A 17,769-nucleotide genomic window follows, 5' to 3' on the forward strand; every position below is an offset into this window, starting at 1 on the left:
TTGGCGCGAATAACGGGCTGACAGGCGATTGTGTTATTGATCAGCGAGCTCCATGGCTCGATCGATTAAGGCTTGCCCACCTTCAACTTGCTCTGCAAACGCCTCATAGACAGAGGTGCTAGCTTTGATAAAGGCGTCTCGGTCAACCTCATTCACTTCAATACCTGAGTCGCGCATAGTGCTGATGAGCTCCTGATCTAGCTCTGCGCCTCTGGTCAATGCCCATGATTGAGTCTCGATAGCGGCTTCGCTAATGGCGGTACGAATGTTTTCGGAGTACTGGTTCCAACCGCCCTGACCTGCGGTGAGCCAAATGGGGGTGTAGACGTGATTCGATAGCGATAGATATTTTTGAACTTCGTGAAGGCGCGCGCCATATATATTGCTGAGGGGGTTTTCCTGGCCATCAATCACCCCTGTTTGTAACCCGACAAAGACTTCAGAAAACGCCATGGGAGTGGGGTTGGCTCCCCAGGCTGAGAACATCCGCGTCCGCCAGTCACTTTGGGGCGTGCGGATGCGTAGCCCATTTAAATCAGAAGGCGTTGTGATCGGGCGTTGGTTATTGGTGATATGACGGAACCCATTCTCCCAAGTCGAAATAATTTTTAAGCCTTTTTTCTCGGCGGTATCGGCCAAGTCCTGCATGACGATTTCATCGTCAATTTGTTTGAGGTGCTCACGACTCTCTACCAGGTAAGGGAGGTCAAAGAGCGCAAACTCGGGTGCGACTGAGGACATAATCGATGAAATGGCAGCGAGGTCCACCGTGCCCAGGCGAAGGCGCTGGATGAGCTGACGTTCATCGCCTAGTTGGCCACTGTCGTAGTATTCCACTTGAACCTGATCACCTAGCTTTTCCTCTAGATTGCGCTTGAATTCTAAGGCCGTTTGACCTTGCAAACTTTGGGACGACCCCCCAATAGCGAATACGATTTTTTCTTGACTCGCTTGGGCGTGGATAGAGAGCATGGCTATCGTTAAAGCTGCTATTTTCAGGGGGTTAGGCATGATGTGCTCCTTTTTAGACTTATTGTTGTACTGGACTGCTGGTTGGTTCACCGTACCAGTTGATAAGCAATCTAGTCGGGTTGTGTTTTCTTAGTCAATAGAAAGGTGTTGAATGTAGACGTTTGTCTAGTGATGGGAGATATATTGTGAGGGTTTTGACTATTTTTTGGTCTACACTTTAGACCAGTTGTTTAGAGAAGATCTTATGGATAATTCAGTATTTGCGTTCGAAAAAGCACTTAAGAATAAGACAAAAAAAGAAATATTAGTGGATAAGCTGATTAATATGCTGATGACAGGCTTACTACGTGAAGGTGATCTATTACCGAGTGAGCGTGAGCTTGCACAGCTGTTTGAAGTCAGTCGAGAGACGGTGCGCGGTGCTCTTTCTCAAATGGCGGCTTATGCTTTGATCAGCGTTTCTCACGGTAGCAAAACCCGAGTCATTGCCAATGAAGAAACGCTTGCACGTTTTCAGAATGCTCAAGACACCGCTAAGGTCACTGAAATCGAGCACTTTGATGTGGATTGTGTTTTTGAGAGTCGCATTGTGGTTGAAGCGGCCATTGCCAAGCGAGCCGCCACCAGAATTGATGCTGAAGGTATTCAGAAGCTGGAGCGCATGCTAGAGGCTCAGAGTCGGTTGTTTGATGCTCCGGTTTATTTCCAGCTGTCAGATCAAAACTTCCATAAGCTCATCTCTGAATATGCTGACAATGCTTTGTTGTTGCGCTATGCCCAAGAGCTCTATGGGTATGGGCTTGATCTGCGCCGGGCGGTGATGGTGGAAGAGGGCGCGATTGCGCGCAGTTATCAAGAACATGTCCATATTGTGGAGGCATTGAAACGGGGCGACCCGGAGGCTGCTGAGCGTGCGATGCTGGCTCACTTGGATAGTGTTTATCGCACGACGAAGGAGAAAGCCGCACGCCGAGAGGTGGACGCTTTGTGATGATCCGATGGCGATAGGCTCTACAGGATCAGTCATAGGCTCAGTCTGAACAGGGCCTATGCCCTACTCAGCAGAGTAAAACCCTTGTTGAAATTTTCCCTCTTGAATGAGTCGTTGAACGATAGCGGTGTACGGCTGATAAGGCGGGCTTGAGCAAATTCTGGGCACGGCTAAACAATTGTCGTGCTCATTAATCGTGTAGTCTGTCAGCGCAAGCAACAGGTTCACTGTTTTCGAAGAAGACCCATTGGTGGTGGTCACATCACGAAGAGCCACTATGGAGATTCACAATGAGAGGAGGTGTGGGCGCGGCCGCTTAAGGCGTTGATCGAGAATGACAGCTATATCGCGTGAATAACAACAACAATGATCGCTGATCGAGGATGAATCGTATGAATATTCCCGTAGAGCGTGCTTGTCTCGATGTTGGTATACCTTGTGTGGTGCGTCAGCAGACGTGTGATATTCAACAGCATGCTGAAGAGCATCAAGGTTGGGATCTTCAATTGATGCAATTGTCTTCGGGTTGCTTCAAAGGCCAGATGGTGCGATTTGAATTAGATGGACTCTCTCTGATTCGGGAATCGAGTAATCAGGCTTTGCTCAAGCGAGGTGCTTTGAGTTGCCATCAGGTCAGCTTTAATTTTCCGCTTTCTAAGCCTCGTGATCCTCTGATATGCCTAGGGCGCCGCTATGATTATGGCGGTGTGTTGGCGGTCATGGGGGGTGAGCTGCCGGAAATTCGTGTTGCAGCTGATCTGGATGTACTGTCCCTGAGCGTTGACTATCAAAAATTGGCAGGCTTGTCCGATGAAACACAAGAAGCCATTGAGCGACTCCAGAGCGGGCCATGTTACTTACCTTCATTCTCTAGCTATCAAGCCTTGACGCGACTATTCGACTTATCTTGCCAGTGGCTGGTATTACGTCCTGATCTGGTCTGTCGCTCAGTATTATCTGATGCCTTTTTGGGCCATATTGTCGATGCGCTAGCACAAGGAGCGGTGGAATCGGTGATGCCGTCAGAGCGCAAGAGAGTGGTTGACCGCGCGCGTGAAGTGATTGATGCCCATCATGATGAGCCGGTTTCGATCCCTTCCATTTGTCACGACATCGGGGTAAGCCAGCGCAAGTTACAGTACTGCTTTCAGGAGTATCTAGGCGTGAGCCCTGCCACTTACGTCCGCCTTTTTCGGCTCAATGCGGTGCATCGTTCGCTGGCTTGTGGGGATGCATGGCAAGTTCAGGATGAAGCCATACGTTGGGGTTTTTTTCATCTGGGACATTTTGCGATGGCTTACCGTCAACTGTTTGGTGAGCGGCCTTCAGAAACGCTTGAGCGTAGTCGACGAAATTCTGCCAAATCTGGATAACGAGATCATTGCAGACGACATAAGCTGGTGCACTCCACTTCTGATGACTAGGTGCACAATGAAAACAATATTGCCTGTCTGTCTTGCTCTGATCTGCACGTCCTACATGCATTCAGCGTTAGCGACTGAAAATGGATCGCCGACCACCCCGATGGGGACTTACGAGTTTGGTTCTGGTTTCTTGCCCCCTGCGACACCCGGCGGCACCTTCGGATTACGCACGGCCTGGTATTCGACCCATGATCAGCGAACCGATAATGGGTCCCGCTCTCCTAACGATTTCTCCCTCGACGTCTTATCCATCGGCCTAGCGTATATCCGCATGACGGATCAGACACTGTTTGGTGCACGCTATGGCTTTGGTGGCGTCATGCCTTTTTTCGATATGGAGGCCAACCTGGATGTGAATGTGGGAGGGCGTCAGGTGTTTCATGATGATGCTCATGTCTTGGCACAGGCCGATGCGCAAATCATGCCATTGATGTTGGCTTGGCAGCCGGCAGCCAATCTGGGCATCAGTGCCCAGTTCCAAATTCAAGTGCCTACTGGGGAATATGATCAGGATCGGTTGATTAATCCTGGCCTTAACCACTGGACCTTCTCACCTATTGTTGGGCTGACCTATATCACTGAAGGCGGTCTCGAACTCTCAACTTTGTCACAGATCGATGTGAATACCCGTAATACCGATACTGATTACCGTAGCGGTGTGGAGTATCGCAATGAGTTTGCGATTGGCCAGCATCTAGATAACTGGACGCTGGGCCTTGGAGGCTACTATTACGATCAACTCAGTGATGATAAGAGCCCATCGTTATCGGCAGGGGATGGCCGTCGAGCGCGTGTTTGGGCGGCGGGTCCCGCGGTGAGTTTTTTTTCGCCAGGTCTGCCCGCTGTCTGGTTCCATGTTTATAAGGAATTTGGCGCCGAGAATCGCACTCAAGGCTACAACGCGGCTGTCCGTCTAGCCTACAGCTTTTAGGAGGTCTTATGACTACCCAAAATGTGAGTCGTCAGGCCGGTGCGCGGGAAGGCGTTATTTTATTACTAGGAAGTAGTTTGACCATTGTCGGCTCTGTGATGGTCGCACCGATACTTCCCCTCATGGTGGCGAATTTTGCCCCTCATTATCCTCATGCTGCGTTATGGGTACCGTTGGCGATCACCGGGCCTGCGCTGGCGATTGCCTTGTTTGCGCCGTTCGCTGGGTGGCTAGCGGATCGTCTTGGTCGCAAGCGTATGTTGATGATTGCGACATTCTGCTATGCCTTACTGGGTGCATTGCCTGCATGGCTTGATGGGCTGCACAGCATCGTGGGGGTGAGACTGCTTTTTGGTTTATCCGAAGCGATGGTGATGACTGTGTGCTCAACATTGATTGCCGATTACTGGCAGGGTGAGCAGCGGCTGAAGTATGTGAATCGCCAGGTGGTGACTATCGCGCTGGTGGGGGCTGGCTTTTTCGTATTAGGCGGTGCATTGGGTGAGCACTCATGGCGTTGGCCTTTCTACCTTTATCTGCTACCGCTGCTGTTGCTGCCATTGATGGCTCGGGTGTTGTGGGAGCCTCGTGTATCCAGCCCTCAGTCGTCGGCTTCCATTCAGGACGCCACAGTGGATCAGGATCGTCGGGTTGACCTCATGCCATTACTCGCCGGTTACCTGTTGGTCGGATTCGGTATGGTGCTGAGCTTCGTTGTGCCAGTGCAAACACCGGTTTTGCTGGTGGCGCTGGGCGTCACGTCGACGACTTTAATTGGATTGGCGACAGGAGCAGGATTGCTGGCCTCGCTGGTTGGTGCCCTACTATGGCCCCTGGTTCGGCGTACTCTCGGTGTGAGGGGATGCAATGTGACGTTATTGTTGCTGATTGCTTTAGGCCTGGTTGGATTGGCCCTTGCCCAAAGTTACACCTTTGTACTGGTGTCTATTGTCGTTCACGGCATGGGTGCGGGCATGTTGGTGCCTAATGCGATGGCGCCAGTGATGAATGCATTGCCTCCTGCCTTGAGAGGACGAGGGATGGGGTTTTTTACCGCCTTTCTTTATTTGGGGCAGTTTATTAGCCCGTTGATTGTCAGCCTGGCGGCTTCGCTGGTCGGTGGTTTGGTTAACGGTATTCTCGCGCTTGCAATATTCGGAGCACTTTACGCTGTGCTTTGGTGTTTAGGTGTGATCGTCAAGCGCCAAGCAGCGACCTCCCATCATCCCTCTTCTTTGATCTCTCAGGAGCACCATCATGAATCATGATCTTCAACACCTACTGGATACTCAAGATGGTCTTGGGCTTGGCCAGTGTGTCAGTCAGGGCGATGTCACAAGTGAAGCTTTACTTGACGGCGTGATTGAGCGGCTTGAACAAGTCAACCCCAGTCTCAATGCGATGGTTGATCGGCTCTATGATCATGCGCGAGAAGCTAGTCGCCAGCCTTTCGTCGGCACCCCACCTTTTGCTGGCGTGCCCACCTTGGTCAAGGATCTATTTTCACCCGTCAAAGGGGCCCGAATGACCCAAGGTTCAATCGTCAGTGGTGACGTGCGTGCTGACTTCGATGCTGAAGCCGTGGCGCGCTTGCGGCAGGCGGGTTGTCTGTTGCTGGGCACGACGACCTCACCAGAATTCGGAACGTCTTATACCACCGAGTCCAGTCGTCATGGCGCGACGTGTAATCCTTGGCATCTTGATCGGAGTGCGGGCGGTTCCAGTGGTGGTGCGGCGGCGTTAGTGGCCGCCCGAGTGGTACCGTTTGCTCATGGCAACGATGGAGGCGGCTCGTTACGTGTTCCTGCTTCATGTTGTGGTGTCTTTGGCTTTAAGCCCAGCCGTGGCCTCATGCCATCAGGACCGATGGCTGGAGAGGGATGGGGTGGAATGGGGACCGCTCATGCCATCACGCGCTCGGTGCGTGATAGTGCCGCCTTACTGGATGCGACCGCTGGCGCTGACCTGGGGGCGCCCTATGCCGCACCCTTAAGCACAACCTCTTATCTTGCGGCTACACAAAGTACACCTAAGGCATTACGGATCGGGTTGATTGAGGGCCCAACGATTGCCCCCGAAGCGGCCAAGGTTGTACGACAAACCGCCGCTTTGTGTGAATCGTTAGGTCATAGCGTTGATATTGTGACACTACCATTGGTGTGGGAGACGTTATATAGCCACTGTTTTGATATCATTGGCCCGAATACTCAAGCACTCCTTGATATGATCGGGAAGATGCGCGGTCATGCTGTGGCGGCTGAAGAAATCGAGCCGCGCACTCGGGTAATGCTGCGCGAGCGAGGTCAGCTTGATGCCACCCAATACATTGCAGCGATCAACTATATCCATTCTTTAGGGCGGCAACTGGCCACGATTATGCTGGATTTTGATGTGTTGCTATCCCCTACGCTGGCGCGCCAGCCGCCGATCATTGGTACGCTGGACGCTTTTGACGATACGCTTTCGTTAGATGATGTGATCGATGCCTTTCACAGTTATTGTCCGTTCACCGCATTGTTCAATGCGACGGGGCAACCTGCAATGTCGGTGCCGCTGTTTTGGACCGATGACGGGTTACCGCTGGGCAGCCATTTCGCGGGACGCTTCGGTGAGGACGCTCTTTTATTTTCACTGGCTGCTCAGCTGGAGGCCGCAGCACCTTGGGCGGGCCACATCCCCCCAGTTCATGCGGGGCATCTTTGAGGCTATGGTGCCTTAGATTATGAGCCCTTTAGCTTATGGTGCCTTAGCTTATGGCCCCCTTGCTGATCGCCGCGAATTCAAGGCGGCGGTCAATATAAATCGGCTTGATTAAGGTCAGTCACATCAACGGTATTCTTCTCCCCCAAGGTAAGCATTCAAGTAGGGGCCGGTGACGGAGTGGGGGGCTGTGGGCATGTCGGCGGGTGGGCCTTGGTAGATCACTTGTCCGCCGTGTTTGCCTGCACCTGGGCCCATTTCGATCACATAGTCAGCTGCAGCGATCAGCGCTAGGTTGTGTTCGATGATGATCAGGCTGATGCCTTGGTCAACCAGGCCATTGAAGGTGTGGATCAGGCGTTCGACGTCGGTCATATGAAGGCCGGAAGTGGGTTCGTCGAAGACGTAGATTTTCCCTTGTTGGCCTAGTTCTGCAGCCAGTTTGAGTCTCTGGCGTTCTCCACCCGATAAGGTGGGAAGCCTTTGCCCAATCGGTAGGTAGGCCAATCCCACTTGTTCCAAACGCAGTAGCCCGTCTGAGAGGCGGGGATTCTCTTTGAAGACGGCCAATGCTTCAAGGGCGCGCATGCCCATGACTTGATCCATCGAGTAGCCTGCGATCTTGATGGCACGGGCTTGCGCTGAATAACCGCTGCCATGACAGGATTCACACTCGGCTTCAATGGTATCGAGAAAGGCCAAGTCTGTGCGTACGGTGCCATGTCCCTGGCAGGTCGGGCAAGCGCCAGCAGCATTGGTGCTGAACAGGCTTTTCGGTTGACCGCTATGTTTGGCAAAGTGCCGACGCATGTCGTCCAGAAGACCTAAGTAGCTGGCAGGCGTGGAACGCCTTGAGCCGCGCAATTCGGTCTGGTCGATCACGACCACATCCGGGTGTTGGTGAGGGAGGATTTGGTTGGTGAGTGTTGACTTACCTGAGCCCGCCACCCCGGCCACAACCGTCATCACACCTAAGGGGATGGCGGTTGAGAGGTCATGAATATTAAATCGTGAGGCTTGATGAATCTTGAGCCAGCCAGAGGGGGTGCGAGGCGTTTCATTCAGCGCACGAGGCATGCGCAAGCCACGCCCCGTCGCAGTGTCCGCTTGTTTGAGCCCAGCCATATCGCCTTGATAGACCACTTCCCCTCCCGCTTGCCCGGCCTTGGGCCCCATATCGATGACATGATCGGCGATGGCGATGACATCCGGATCGTGTTCGACCAGCAGGATGCTATTGCCTTTATCACGTAAGCGAATCAGTAACTCACCAAGGTGTTGAACATCGCGCTGGTGTAAGCCGATGCTGGGCTCGTCAAAGATATAGGCAATGCCGGTGAGGCTGCTGCCGAGGTGGCGGATCATTTTGATGCGCTGAGATTCTCCGCCGGAGAGGCCTGCGGTGCCTCGATCCAGACTGAGATAGTCGAGGCCGATATCGATCATGCTGTCCAGCTTCTCGGCGATGGCGATGATCACCGGGCGGACTGTCGGTTCGTTAATGGTGTCAATAAAGTGCAGCAGGTCTTTGGCCTCCATGGCGGCACACTGGGCAATGTTCAGTCCGTTGATCTGACAGCTGAGGACGCTGGCATTGAGGCGCCCTCCTTGGCAGCTGGGGCAGGGTTGATGGGTGGTGATGCGGGCCAAGGCTTCACGTTCGACCTTGGAGAGGTCGCCGTCTTCGCGCTCAATAAAGGAGCGACGAATACGCGGTAATACGCCTTCATAAACGGTGGTTTTGGGCCAGCCTGGCCGAGGAGCGGTGACTGGTGTGCCGGTTTCGATGGTGAGCCGTGTCCATTCTTCGTCGCTGTAAGCGCTTAAAGGTTTTGTTGTATCGAAAAATCCAGAAAGTGCATAGCGCTTCCAACGCCATGATGAGGGCTCAAATCCGGGAAAAAGGATGGCGCCTTGATCCAGTGACCGTTCGCGATCAAACAGGGCTTGTTCGTCAATGGTCATGATATTGCCCAACCCCTGACAATCGGGGCACATGCCATTGGGGTTGTTGAATGAAAATAGGCTCGATTCGCCAATATGGGGTTGGCCGATACGAGAAAATAGCAGGCGAAGCAGGGCGTAAATTTCGGTCACGGTGCCTACGGTCGAGCGCGCGTTACCGCCCAACTGATGCTGGTTCACCACAATCGATGCGGGCAGGTTATCGAGCCGGTCGGCATCCGGTTGACCCAAATGGGGGAGTCGATTGCGCACAAAAGTGGAATAAGTTTCCGCGAGCTGGCGCTGAGACTCTGCGGCGATGGTATTGAACAGCAGCGATGACTTGCCCGATCCAGAAACACCAGTGAAAGCGACAATCTGATGTTTGGGAATTTCCAGCGTAATGCTTTTGAGGTTGTGGGTTCGAGCGCGAATAATGCGCATGGGGTTGTCAGGCACGGGGGTCATCTCCTGTTTGCAAGCCTAAGACGGCTTTACGGCAGAGCGCTGCGAATAGGGCCTGTTCTTCTACTGTCATGACAGAGGCGACCTGCTGTGCCGCATTACGGCGCTGGTGTTGGGCTCTTTCCATGAACGACACGCCTTGTGCACTCAGTTGCGTGGTTTGTACGCGCTTATCAGTTTTATCCGGGGATTGCTCAATCAGCCCGAGATCTTTCAGTACGCGCAATGCCTTAGAAACCTGCGCTGGCGCCACGCCCAGTTGCTGGCTAAGCACCGATGGACGTAATGCCCCGCCGATACGGAGCCGTTCCAAGACATCATATTGCGCCCAAGTCACGGCTTCGGGGTTGAAGCGGTGGCGTCGAGCGACCAACTCGCATTGCAGTAAAGACAAAGCTTCTTCTAACGGGGAGGGTGATATAGTTTCCATTTGGAAACTATATGCCTGAAAACCGGTGTGATCAATGGGTCTGCGTGATCAATCGATAAGTGTTTCTACTGATGAGGGTATCTTGCTGGGAGGAGACTCAAGGCGTTGATCCGTGGATCATTGCATTTGACCCCGTACCACTTTTGCACCACAATTCATTCACGACTCTCCCCTTGCAATGTCATCCCGTTGGCTGTTGCTTGGGGCGAAAAAACCGCCTTCGGGCGGTTTTTTCATATCTAATGCCAGGAAGGCTATGAAAACGATTATTTATGTTGACGGATACAACCTTTTTTATGGGTGTTTAAAACATAGCGATGATAAGTGGTTGGATTTGTACCAACTGCTATTTCGTAAAATCGTCTACCCGCAAAATCCCGCCTCTGAGTTGGTCTCTATTCGTTTCTTTACTGCTGATATAAAAGCTAAGTTGGCCTCTCATGGTCAGTCGGCCCAAGAAGCGCAACAGCGTTATCATCGTGCCTTGTCTCAGCTATATCCGAGTCAGATTAATATTGTTAAAGGCTATTACAGCCTAGAAAAAGCGCGTTTGCATGAATATCGAAATCCAATCGATAGAACCGCCCGTACGGATGTCTGGAAATTGGAAGAAAAACAAACGGATGTGAATATTGCTCTGGCAGCTTACCGAGATGCTTGTAAAGGCAAGGCTCAGCAATTTGTATTCGTCTCTAATGATACCGATCTAGCGCCTGTTTTATCTGCTATGAGAGAGGATTTTGGGGGTGATATTTGCCTGGGCGTTGTCATTCCGACCCGAGCGTGTGCTCACCGGCCTCGGAATGGGCAGCTGAGTAAGCATGCCGATTGGACTCGTCATCATATTACCGATCAGGAACTGGCGAGTAGTCATTTACCTATGCAAATTCCAACCCAAAAGAAACCGATCATTAAACCTGATTATTGGTGATGATCCCATTGCCCACCCGATCCCTTCGCGTGAGCCAAGAGATAGGGTGAGCCAAAAGACAGGGCGGGCTGAGTGCGGTGAGGTTAAGCGAGAGCCGGTTCAGCGGCAGGTGTTTGTGCCGCGGCTCTGAGGGCGCTAGCGGCTTGTACCATGTGGGTGAGCGCTGGGGTGACTTCAGCCCACTGGCGGGTTTTCAGGCCACAGTCGGGGTTGACCCAAAGCCGTTCAGCAGGAATGCGTTCGGCGGCTTTTTGCATCAGTTGGACCATCTGCTCGACGCTGGGGATGTTCGGCGTGTGGATGTCGTAAACGCCTGGGCCGATTTCGTTGGGGTAGGCGAAGTCTTTAAAGACATCCAACAGCTCCATATCCGAACGCGAGGTTTCGATGGTGATGACATCAGCATCCATCTGGGCGATGGATTCAATGATGTCGTTAAATTCTGAGTAACACATATGGGTATGGATCTGAGTCGTATCGCGTACGCCATTGGCGGTGATGCGGAAGGCGTCAACGGCCCAATCCAGATACTGTTGCCATTCGGATTGACGTAAGGGCAATCCTTCGCGCAAGGCCGCTTCGTCAATTTGAATAATGTTGACGCCTGCGGCTTCAAGATCCAGTACTTCCTGACGGATGGCCAGGGCCAGTTGACGGCAGGATTCACTGCGCGGCTGGTCATCGCGCACGAAAGACCAGTTCAAAATCGTCACCGGGCCTGTCAACATGCCTTTCATCGGTTTGTCGGTCAGTGATTGGGCGTAGGTGATCCAGTCGACGGTCATGGCGTTGGGGCGGCTGATATCGCCAAACAGAATCGGCGGTTTAACGCAGCGCGAGCCATAAGATTGTACCCAACCGAATTGGCTGAAGGTGTAGCCTTCCAGTTGTTCACCAAAGTATTCCACCATGTCGTTACGTTCGGCTTCGCCGTGGACTAAGACATCCAATCCGAGGGCTTCTTGTTCACGCACGGCATGTTCGATGGCGGCCTGCATTAGGCTGGTGTAATCAGCCTTGCTGAGGGTGCCTTGCTTGTAATCTCGGCGTGCTTGGCGAATGTCCGCTGTTTGCGGGAAGGAGCCGATGGTGGTGGTCGGGTAAAGCGGCAGTTTGAGGTGTTCACCTTGCTGAGCGGCGCGTTCCGGGTAGGCCTGCTGACGCGCCCCCAGTGCCGGAGTGATCTCCGCGACCGCCTGTTTCACGGCAGGGTTATGGACGCGAGGGGATTGGCGACGGCTGTCGATCGCCGCTTGGTTCTCTGCCAGCGCTTCGGCGATGGCGTCACGCCCTTGATTCAAGGCTTGCCCCAATAATTGCAGTTCCTCCAGCTTTTGACAGGCGAAGGCGAGCCATTGACGAATGTCTTGATCGAGCGCGGTTTCACTGGTGAGGTCGACCGGCACATGGAGCAGTGAGCAGCTGGGGGCGACCCAAAGACGTTCGCCCAGTTTAGCGGCGATGGGTTCGAGCCAGTCGAGGGTGGCGTTAAGGTCGGTTTTCCAGATGTTACGGCCATCAATGGCACCGACAGAGAGGATTTTGTGGCTGGGCAGCCAGTCGACGATACGTGTGATTTCATCTCGCCCGCGTACGGCGTCCACATGGAGCCCGGCGACGGGTAAATTGCAGACCAGTTGCAGGTTATCCTGCAAGGTGCCGAAGTAGGTCGCCAATAAGAGTTGGGGGCGATTGGCTTTGAGGGTGTGGTAGGCGGTCTCAAAGGCCTGTTTCCACTCGGCACTCAATTCGGTGGTGAGGATCGGCTCATCAATCTGAACCCATTGCGCACCGGCTTCAGCCAGTTGTTCCAGCAGCGCGCTGTAGAGCGGTAGCAGTTGATCCAGCAGCGCCAGTCGATCCGTGCCATCTTTGGATTTACTCAACCATAAATAAGTCACTGGGCCGATGATCACGGGTTTGGCCTGACCCGGCTGGAGATCGGCGTGCGCTTGCGCTTCAGACAGCTGATTGAGCAAGCGGGTTGGGTTGAGTGTGAATCGAGTATCAGCGGTCATTTCCGGCACAATATAGTGGTAGTTGGTATCAAACCATTTGGTCATTTCACCGGCCTGGATGCTGTGCTGATCCTGGCCTTGCACTGAACGGCCGCGGGCGACTCGAAAGTATTGATCCAGTTCACTGCCCGGTAATCCTTGCGCGCGTTTTGGCAGGTGGCCAAGTGTGATGCTCATATCGAGCACTTGATCATAGAGTGAAAAATCGCCGACCGGGACCAGATCCAAGGTGTGTTGAGTGAGCCAGTGCTGTTGCCGCAGAGTGAGTGCAGTGGCTTCTAAATCGGTGTCGGTGGTGCGTCCTGCCCAAAAGCTTTCGAGTGCAAATTTGAGTTCGCGTTGAGCGCCTATCCGGGGGAAGCCCAAGTTATGAATCAGTGCCATGAGTCGGTGTCCTTATGTCATTAAAAGCGGTCATTAAAAACGGTCATTAAAAACGGTCATCACAAGACGTTGGGTGGGGATGGCATGGAGGTTGGCATCCGCCTTGACTGAGGAGATTAGGGAAAGTGACTCATGATGAATAATGGTTTAATCTCATTAAATCATTAGTTTTACTTATGAGTTATGGATCATGGGTCTTGGATTGATGGGGAAGCCCTTGGGAGACGTATGGAGATGAGCATCAGGCATGATTGATCGTATGCACCTGCGCATTATGCGTGAGATAGAACGGCAAGGATCGCTGACAGCCGCCGCTCAAGCGTTGCATCTGACGCAGCCCGCTTTGAGTCACACGATGAAGAAGCTGGAAGCCCAGCTGGGTGCGCCCCTTTGGGTGAAAGAAGGGCGCCATTTGTCTTTGACTCAGGCGGGAATCTACTTACAGCGTGAAGCCAGTCGCTTATTGCCGCAGCTGGAACGGGTCGATCAAGTGCTGCATGAATTTGCGCTGGGGGAAAAGGGCACCATGGGGATCGGGATGGAATGTCACCCTTGTTATCAATGGTTATTAACCGTTGTCGCCCCATTTTTGAAGCGCTGGCCCGGGGTTGATGTGGATGTAAAGCAGCAGTTTCAGTTTGGCGGGCTGGCGGCTTTGTTTAACCATGAGATTGATGTCCTGGTCACGCCTGATCCGGTACGCCGCGAAGGGATTGTGTTTGAGCCGGTGTTTCCTTATGAGCAGGTGTTAGTCGTGCATCAGGCCAGCCCGCTGGCGCAGTGTGATTATGTGACGCCGGAGCAGTTGCTGGATCAAACCTTATATACGTATCCGGTCGCCACTGATCGGTTGGATATTTTTCAACATTTTCTGTTGCCTGCATATTGTACGCCCAAGCGCCATAAAACCTTGGAAGATACCGAAATGCTGTTGCAGATGGTGGTGGCCCATCGAGGGGTGGCGACATTGCCGCAGTGGCTGGTTGAGCGTTATGCCGAAACATTGCCGATCAGCCCGGTACGATTGGGCGCCAAAGGGATTCATAAGCATATTCACCTAGGCATTCGGACGGCTTCAGCAGAAGATCGACATATTCAAACTTTGATTGAAACCGCTCGGACCGTTTAACCCATTCGGATCTAATCCAATCCCATATGGCCGCGTTCGAAAATTCGACGCAGTACGAAGCTGGAGTGAACGCCAGTGACGCCTTCGATCCGGGTGATCTGGTTCAGCAAGAGATCTTGGTAATCTTCCATATCCTTGACCAGTACTTTCAATTGGTAATCGGTGTCATGGCCGGTCACGACTAAGCATTCAATCACTTGAGGGATGGCACTGATACGTGCTTCAAAGTTGCTGAAGCGCTCAGGCGTGTGCCGGTCCATGGAAATATGCAATAACGCCATCAGCTTGAGCCCGAGTTTGCGTGCGTTAATCAGTGCACGGTAGCCATCAATGATGCCGCTGTTTTCCAACGCGCGGACTCGACGTAGGCAGGGCGATGGCGATAAACCGATACGGTCGGCTAATTCCTGATTGCTGATCCGCCCCTCCTGCTGAAGAACTCTTAAAATCGCTTTATCATGCCGATCCAACGCAGTGGGTACTAAGTCAGTTTCGATGTCGGACATTTTATTTCTCATTTTTTTATTTAATTCGAAGATTATTGCTAAGGTTAGGCGAAGTCGGGGTGAATTAGCAATCCTCTGCGCATGGCTTTGTCATACCATAGTTTCTGTCGCCACAAGCGACACCCGGAAGATCCTCGCGCCTCTATCTCTTTGGCGCTTAACGGGCCGTATCCTGATCGGGAACGGTCCGAATTTTCCTCCTTAAACACACTTCTCTTGGCTGTGTTGATATTTTGGCCGTATTGATAGGTTCTAGATCGCCATAAGCGATGTCCTTTTTTTAATTGATCACACCCCTGACCGGGGATGTTTAACGGAGTTCTTCACCATGTGCGCTGCTCGTTCCGGTTTTAATCATAAAAAATATGCCCCCGTTGAGCCTGTTCCGACATTTACCCGTACTTGGCCTGACCAGGTCGTGACTGAAGCCCCACTATGGGCCAGTGTCGACCTACGTGATGGCAATCAGGCGTTGCTTGAGCCGATGACGGTTGAACAGAAAAAGCAGATGTGGGCGCTATTGGTGAAGATTGGCCTGAAAGAAATTGAAATTGGCTTCCCTTCGGCCAGTCAGCTCGATTTTGATTTTACCCGTTGGTTAATTGAAGAAGATCAAGTGCCCGAAGATGTCACGATTCAGGTGCTGGTACAGGCTCGTGAACATTTGATTGAACGTACTTTTGAAGCCCTCAAAGGCGCCCGTCGGGCCGTATTGCACGTGTATAACTCCACTTCACGGGTACAGCGTGAGCGGGTGTTTGATCTGGATCGCGAGTCGATTGCCCAGATTGCTGAGCAAGGGGCACGTTGGGTGCAGTCTTATGCCGCCCGTTACCCTGAAACTGAGTGGGTGTTTCAGTATTCGCCGGAAAGCTTTTCCAGCACGGAAGTCGATTATGCCGTTGAAGTGTGTCAGCGGGTGATGGACATCTGGCAGCCGACGCCGGAAAACCCCTGTATTTTGAATCTGCCGACCACGGTTGAAGTGGGGCCGCCCAACCACTTTGCTGATCAGGTGGAGTATTTCTGTCAGCATCTGCCCAATCGGGAGAGTGCCATTATTTCGGTGCATACCCATAATGACCGCGGCGGGGCCGCTGCATCTGCTGAGTTGGCGCTGCTGGCTGGGGCTGACCGTGTGGAAGGGACACTGTTGGGTAATGGTGAGCGAACCGGGAATATGGATCTGGTTACGCTGGCGATGAATTTGTATAGCCAAGGGATTGATCCGAAGTTGGATCTGTCGAATCCGGATGAAATTATCCAGGTCTGCACTGAATGCACCCAGTTGCCGATTCATCCGCGCCATCCTTGGATTGGTGAGCTGGTGTATACCGCCTTCTCGGGCAGCCACCAAGATGCCATTCGTAAGTCGCTACGCCGTCAAGGTGATGATGAGCCCTGGCAGGTGGCTTATTTGCCGATTGATCCACGTGACCTGGGGCGTGATTACCAGGCCGTGATTCGCGTGAATAGCCAATCAGGTAAAGGCGGTATGAGCTTCTTGCTGGAGCGTGATTTCGGCATTCAGTTGCCACGTTGGATGCAGCTGGAACTGGCACCTGTGGTACAAGCCGCTTCGGAAGGCATTGCAGGTGAGCTGGATAGCCAGAGTATCTATGAGTTATTGGTCGGCCACTTTATCCGCGCCAATGGGCCGTTAAAGTTGGAAGGCTATCGTCTTGACCATACCGATGGCGCGGAGCAATTGCATGCCCGCGTGCAATTGGAAGAAGAAGCCTTGAGCTGGGAAGGTGAAGGTAAAGGGGCCATGGGCGCCTTCCTGAACGCGATTAATCGTGCCTTGGCGTTGGATGTGGCGGTCATTGATTATGCTGAACACGCCATGGGTGAAGGCACTGATGTGGCGGCTGCGGCTTATGTGCAGATGAATGTGGGCGGCCATCGCGTCACCGGGATGGCGGTCGATACTGATACGGTCAGTGCCTCACTGAAAGCACTGGTGTCGGCGATTAACCGGGCTGAAGTCGCGCTGGTTGTGAACCAAACGACTCAAGCTTGAGCACTGATGCACGCCGCTGAGCGTGAAATATGAACCTGAACAGGGCAGCTTCGGCTGCCCTGTTTCGTTTGATATACCTGTTTGATCTATCACCGGTTAATGGTTGAGCTGATCAATCCAATCGGCCAAGGCATGGCGCATGTCACTTTCCATCGACTGGAAACGAAAGGCAATCCGAACAGTATCTCGTTTGCCGGGCGATTTGGGATCGGCTTCCATGCGAATCACTTCGGCGGGCAGTTTCAGCATCGACACATCCGGGTGATCGATTTTGGCCATGATCGTCACGGTATCGAAAATACAAATACCGCGCAGTTTTTCCAGCGGACCTTTGGCCAGCAACCCTGACAATGACACATCGACGAGCTGGCCGGGTACATCTCCATGCTCGCTAAAGCGCAAGGCTAGCGGTTGATTCTTTTTGACGGTCACGCGCTCGGCATTACGTCGTTCCATGCGCTGGCGAGTGTTGTTGATTTTCTCTTCCAGTGTCAGGGCGTTAAAGGGTTTGACAATATAAGCGGTGACGCCAAGCTGAACGGCGGTGACCAGTGAATCGCGATCGTTGCGGGTGGTTACCATCATAAAGGGAATATGAGCCGTTTGAGGATCCTTGCGGACCTCGCTGAGCACTTGCTCTCCTGTCATCCCTGGCATTTCCCAATCACAGAAGATCCAATCAATGCTGGCATTCTGTTTGAGTAGTTGAAGGGCTTCATCTCCGCTGGCTGCTTCCAGTACCTTCTGGCAGTTCAGGCGGTCGCGTAGTGTGCTGGCGATCATACGTCGCGCGGTATTGGAGTCGTCGACGACCAGCGCGGTATCTTGGGTCAACATAAGTCTTCCTTAAAGCAGGCCAAGCGCTGCTGAATGGCCTCAGCTAGAGCAGGGATAAGGATGTTGTTCGCACGCATAAGCAAC

The 17,769-nt window shown here is 52.9% G+C and carries 14 protein-coding genes; 8 read left to right on the plus strand and 6 right to left on the minus strand.

Features of this window, described 5'->3' with window-relative positions; all coding sequences use genetic code 11:
• Nucleotides 1-33: 33 nt before the first annotated feature.
• Nucleotides 34-1,011: a TRAP transporter substrate-binding protein gene (locus BFW38_RS03785; protein ID WP_068997193.1), complete on the minus strand. Its 978-nt coding sequence runs from the start codon at nt 1,009-1,011 to the stop codon at nt 34-36.
• A gap of 268 nt (nt 1,012-1,279) precedes the next feature.
• Between BFW38_RS03785 and BFW38_RS03790 the strand changes: the two genes are divergently transcribed.
• The 5 genes from BFW38_RS03790 to BFW38_RS03810 all read left to right on the plus strand — a co-directional run bounded on the left by BFW38_RS03790 (nt 1,280) and on the right by BFW38_RS03810 (nt 7,021).
• Nucleotides 1,280-1,963 carry a FadR/GntR family transcriptional regulator gene (locus BFW38_RS03790; RefSeq protein WP_245686059.1) on the plus strand — a complete coding sequence of 228 codons (684 nt, stop codon included), beginning with the start codon at nt 1,280-1,282 and terminating at the stop codon, nt 1,961-1,963.
• A gap of 392 nt (nt 1,964-2,355) precedes the next feature.
• Nucleotides 2,356-3,336: a helix-turn-helix domain-containing protein gene (locus tag BFW38_RS03795; RefSeq protein ID WP_175400925.1), complete on the plus strand. Its 981-nt coding sequence runs from the start codon at nt 2,356-2,358 to the stop codon at nt 3,334-3,336.
• Between the two features lie 106 nt (nt 3,337-3,442).
• Entirely contained in the window at nt 3,443-4,318 is an 876-nt protein-coding gene (locus tag BFW38_RS03800) for a SphA family protein (protein WP_245686060.1), read from the plus strand.
• Between the two features lie 8 nt (nt 4,319-4,326).
• Complete coding sequence (locus BFW38_RS03805) at nt 4,327-5,586, plus strand: MFS transporter (protein ID WP_068997197.1); 1,260 nt, start codon at nt 4,327-4,329, stop codon at nt 5,584-5,586.
• The gene (locus BFW38_RS03810; protein WP_068997198.1) at nt 5,576-7,021 is read left to right on the plus strand and encodes an amidase; all 1,446 of its coding nucleotides are present in this window, start codon (nt 5,576-5,578) and stop codon (nt 7,019-7,021) included. Before BFW38_RS03805 ends, BFW38_RS03810 begins: the two co-directional genes overlap by 11 nt.
• A 123-nt stretch (nt 7,022-7,144) precedes the next feature.
• Here BFW38_RS03810 and BFW38_RS03815 read toward each other — a convergent pair whose 3' ends face one another.
• Nucleotides 7,145-9,430, minus strand: coding sequence for an ATP-binding cassette domain-containing protein (locus BFW38_RS03815; RefSeq protein ID WP_175400926.1), 2,286 nt, complete (start codon nt 9,428-9,430; stop codon nt 7,145-7,147).
• A complete protein-coding gene (locus tag BFW38_RS03820) occupies nt 9,414-9,857 on the minus strand; it encodes a MarR family winged helix-turn-helix transcriptional regulator (protein ID WP_068997200.1) in 444 nt (147 codons plus the stop codon). Before BFW38_RS03820 ends, BFW38_RS03815 begins: the two co-directional genes overlap by 17 nt.
• Before the next feature lie 256 nt (nt 9,858-10,113).
• Here BFW38_RS03820 and BFW38_RS03825 point away from each other — a divergent pair, with 256 nt between their 5' ends.
• On the plus strand, nt 10,114-10,788 hold the full coding sequence (locus BFW38_RS03825; RefSeq protein WP_068997201.1) for an NYN domain-containing protein: 675 nt from the start codon (nt 10,114-10,116) through the stop codon (nt 10,786-10,788).
• Nucleotides 10,789-10,871: 83 nt separating this feature from the next.
• Here the strand turns inward: BFW38_RS03825 and metE are convergent, their stop codons facing one another.
• Nucleotides 10,872-13,190: a 5-methyltetrahydropteroyltriglutamate--homocysteine S-methyltransferase gene (gene metE / locus BFW38_RS03830; protein ID WP_068997202.1), complete on the minus strand. Its 2,319-nt coding sequence runs from the start codon at nt 13,188-13,190 to the stop codon at nt 10,872-10,874.
• Between the two features lie 247 nt (nt 13,191-13,437).
• On the opposite strand from metE, the gene BFW38_RS03835 reads away from it, so the two are divergent.
• Nucleotides 13,438-14,319, plus strand: coding sequence for a LysR family transcriptional regulator (locus BFW38_RS03835; RefSeq protein WP_068997203.1), 882 nt, complete (start codon nt 13,438-13,440; stop codon nt 14,317-14,319).
• 11 nt (nt 14,320-14,330) lie between these two features.
• On the opposite strand, the gene BFW38_RS03840 is transcribed toward BFW38_RS03835, so the two are convergent.
• The gene (locus tag BFW38_RS03840) at nt 14,331-14,825 is read right to left on the minus strand and encodes an Lrp/AsnC family transcriptional regulator (protein ID WP_139116550.1); all 495 of its coding nucleotides are present in this window, start codon (nt 14,823-14,825) and stop codon (nt 14,331-14,333) included.
• Nucleotides 14,826-15,153: 328 nt separating this feature from the next.
• On the opposite strand from BFW38_RS03840, the gene leuA reads away from it, so the two are divergent.
• Entirely contained in the window at nt 15,154-16,848 is a 1,695-nt protein-coding gene (gene leuA / locus BFW38_RS03845) for a 2-isopropylmalate synthase (RefSeq protein WP_068997204.1), read from the plus strand.
• A gap of 96 nt (nt 16,849-16,944) precedes the next feature.
• Here the strand turns inward: leuA and BFW38_RS03850 are convergent, their stop codons facing one another.
• Entirely contained in the window at nt 16,945-17,685 is a 741-nt protein-coding gene (locus BFW38_RS03850; protein WP_068997205.1) for a response regulator, read from the minus strand.
• Between the last annotated feature and the right edge of the window lie 84 nt (nt 17,686-17,769).

The sequence above is a fragment of the Terasakiispira papahanaumokuakeensis genome (genome assembly GCF_001709345.1).
In the GTDB taxonomy this organism is placed as follows: Bacteria; Pseudomonadota; Gammaproteobacteria; order Pseudomonadales; family Halomonadaceae; genus Terasakiispira; species Terasakiispira papahanaumokuakeensis.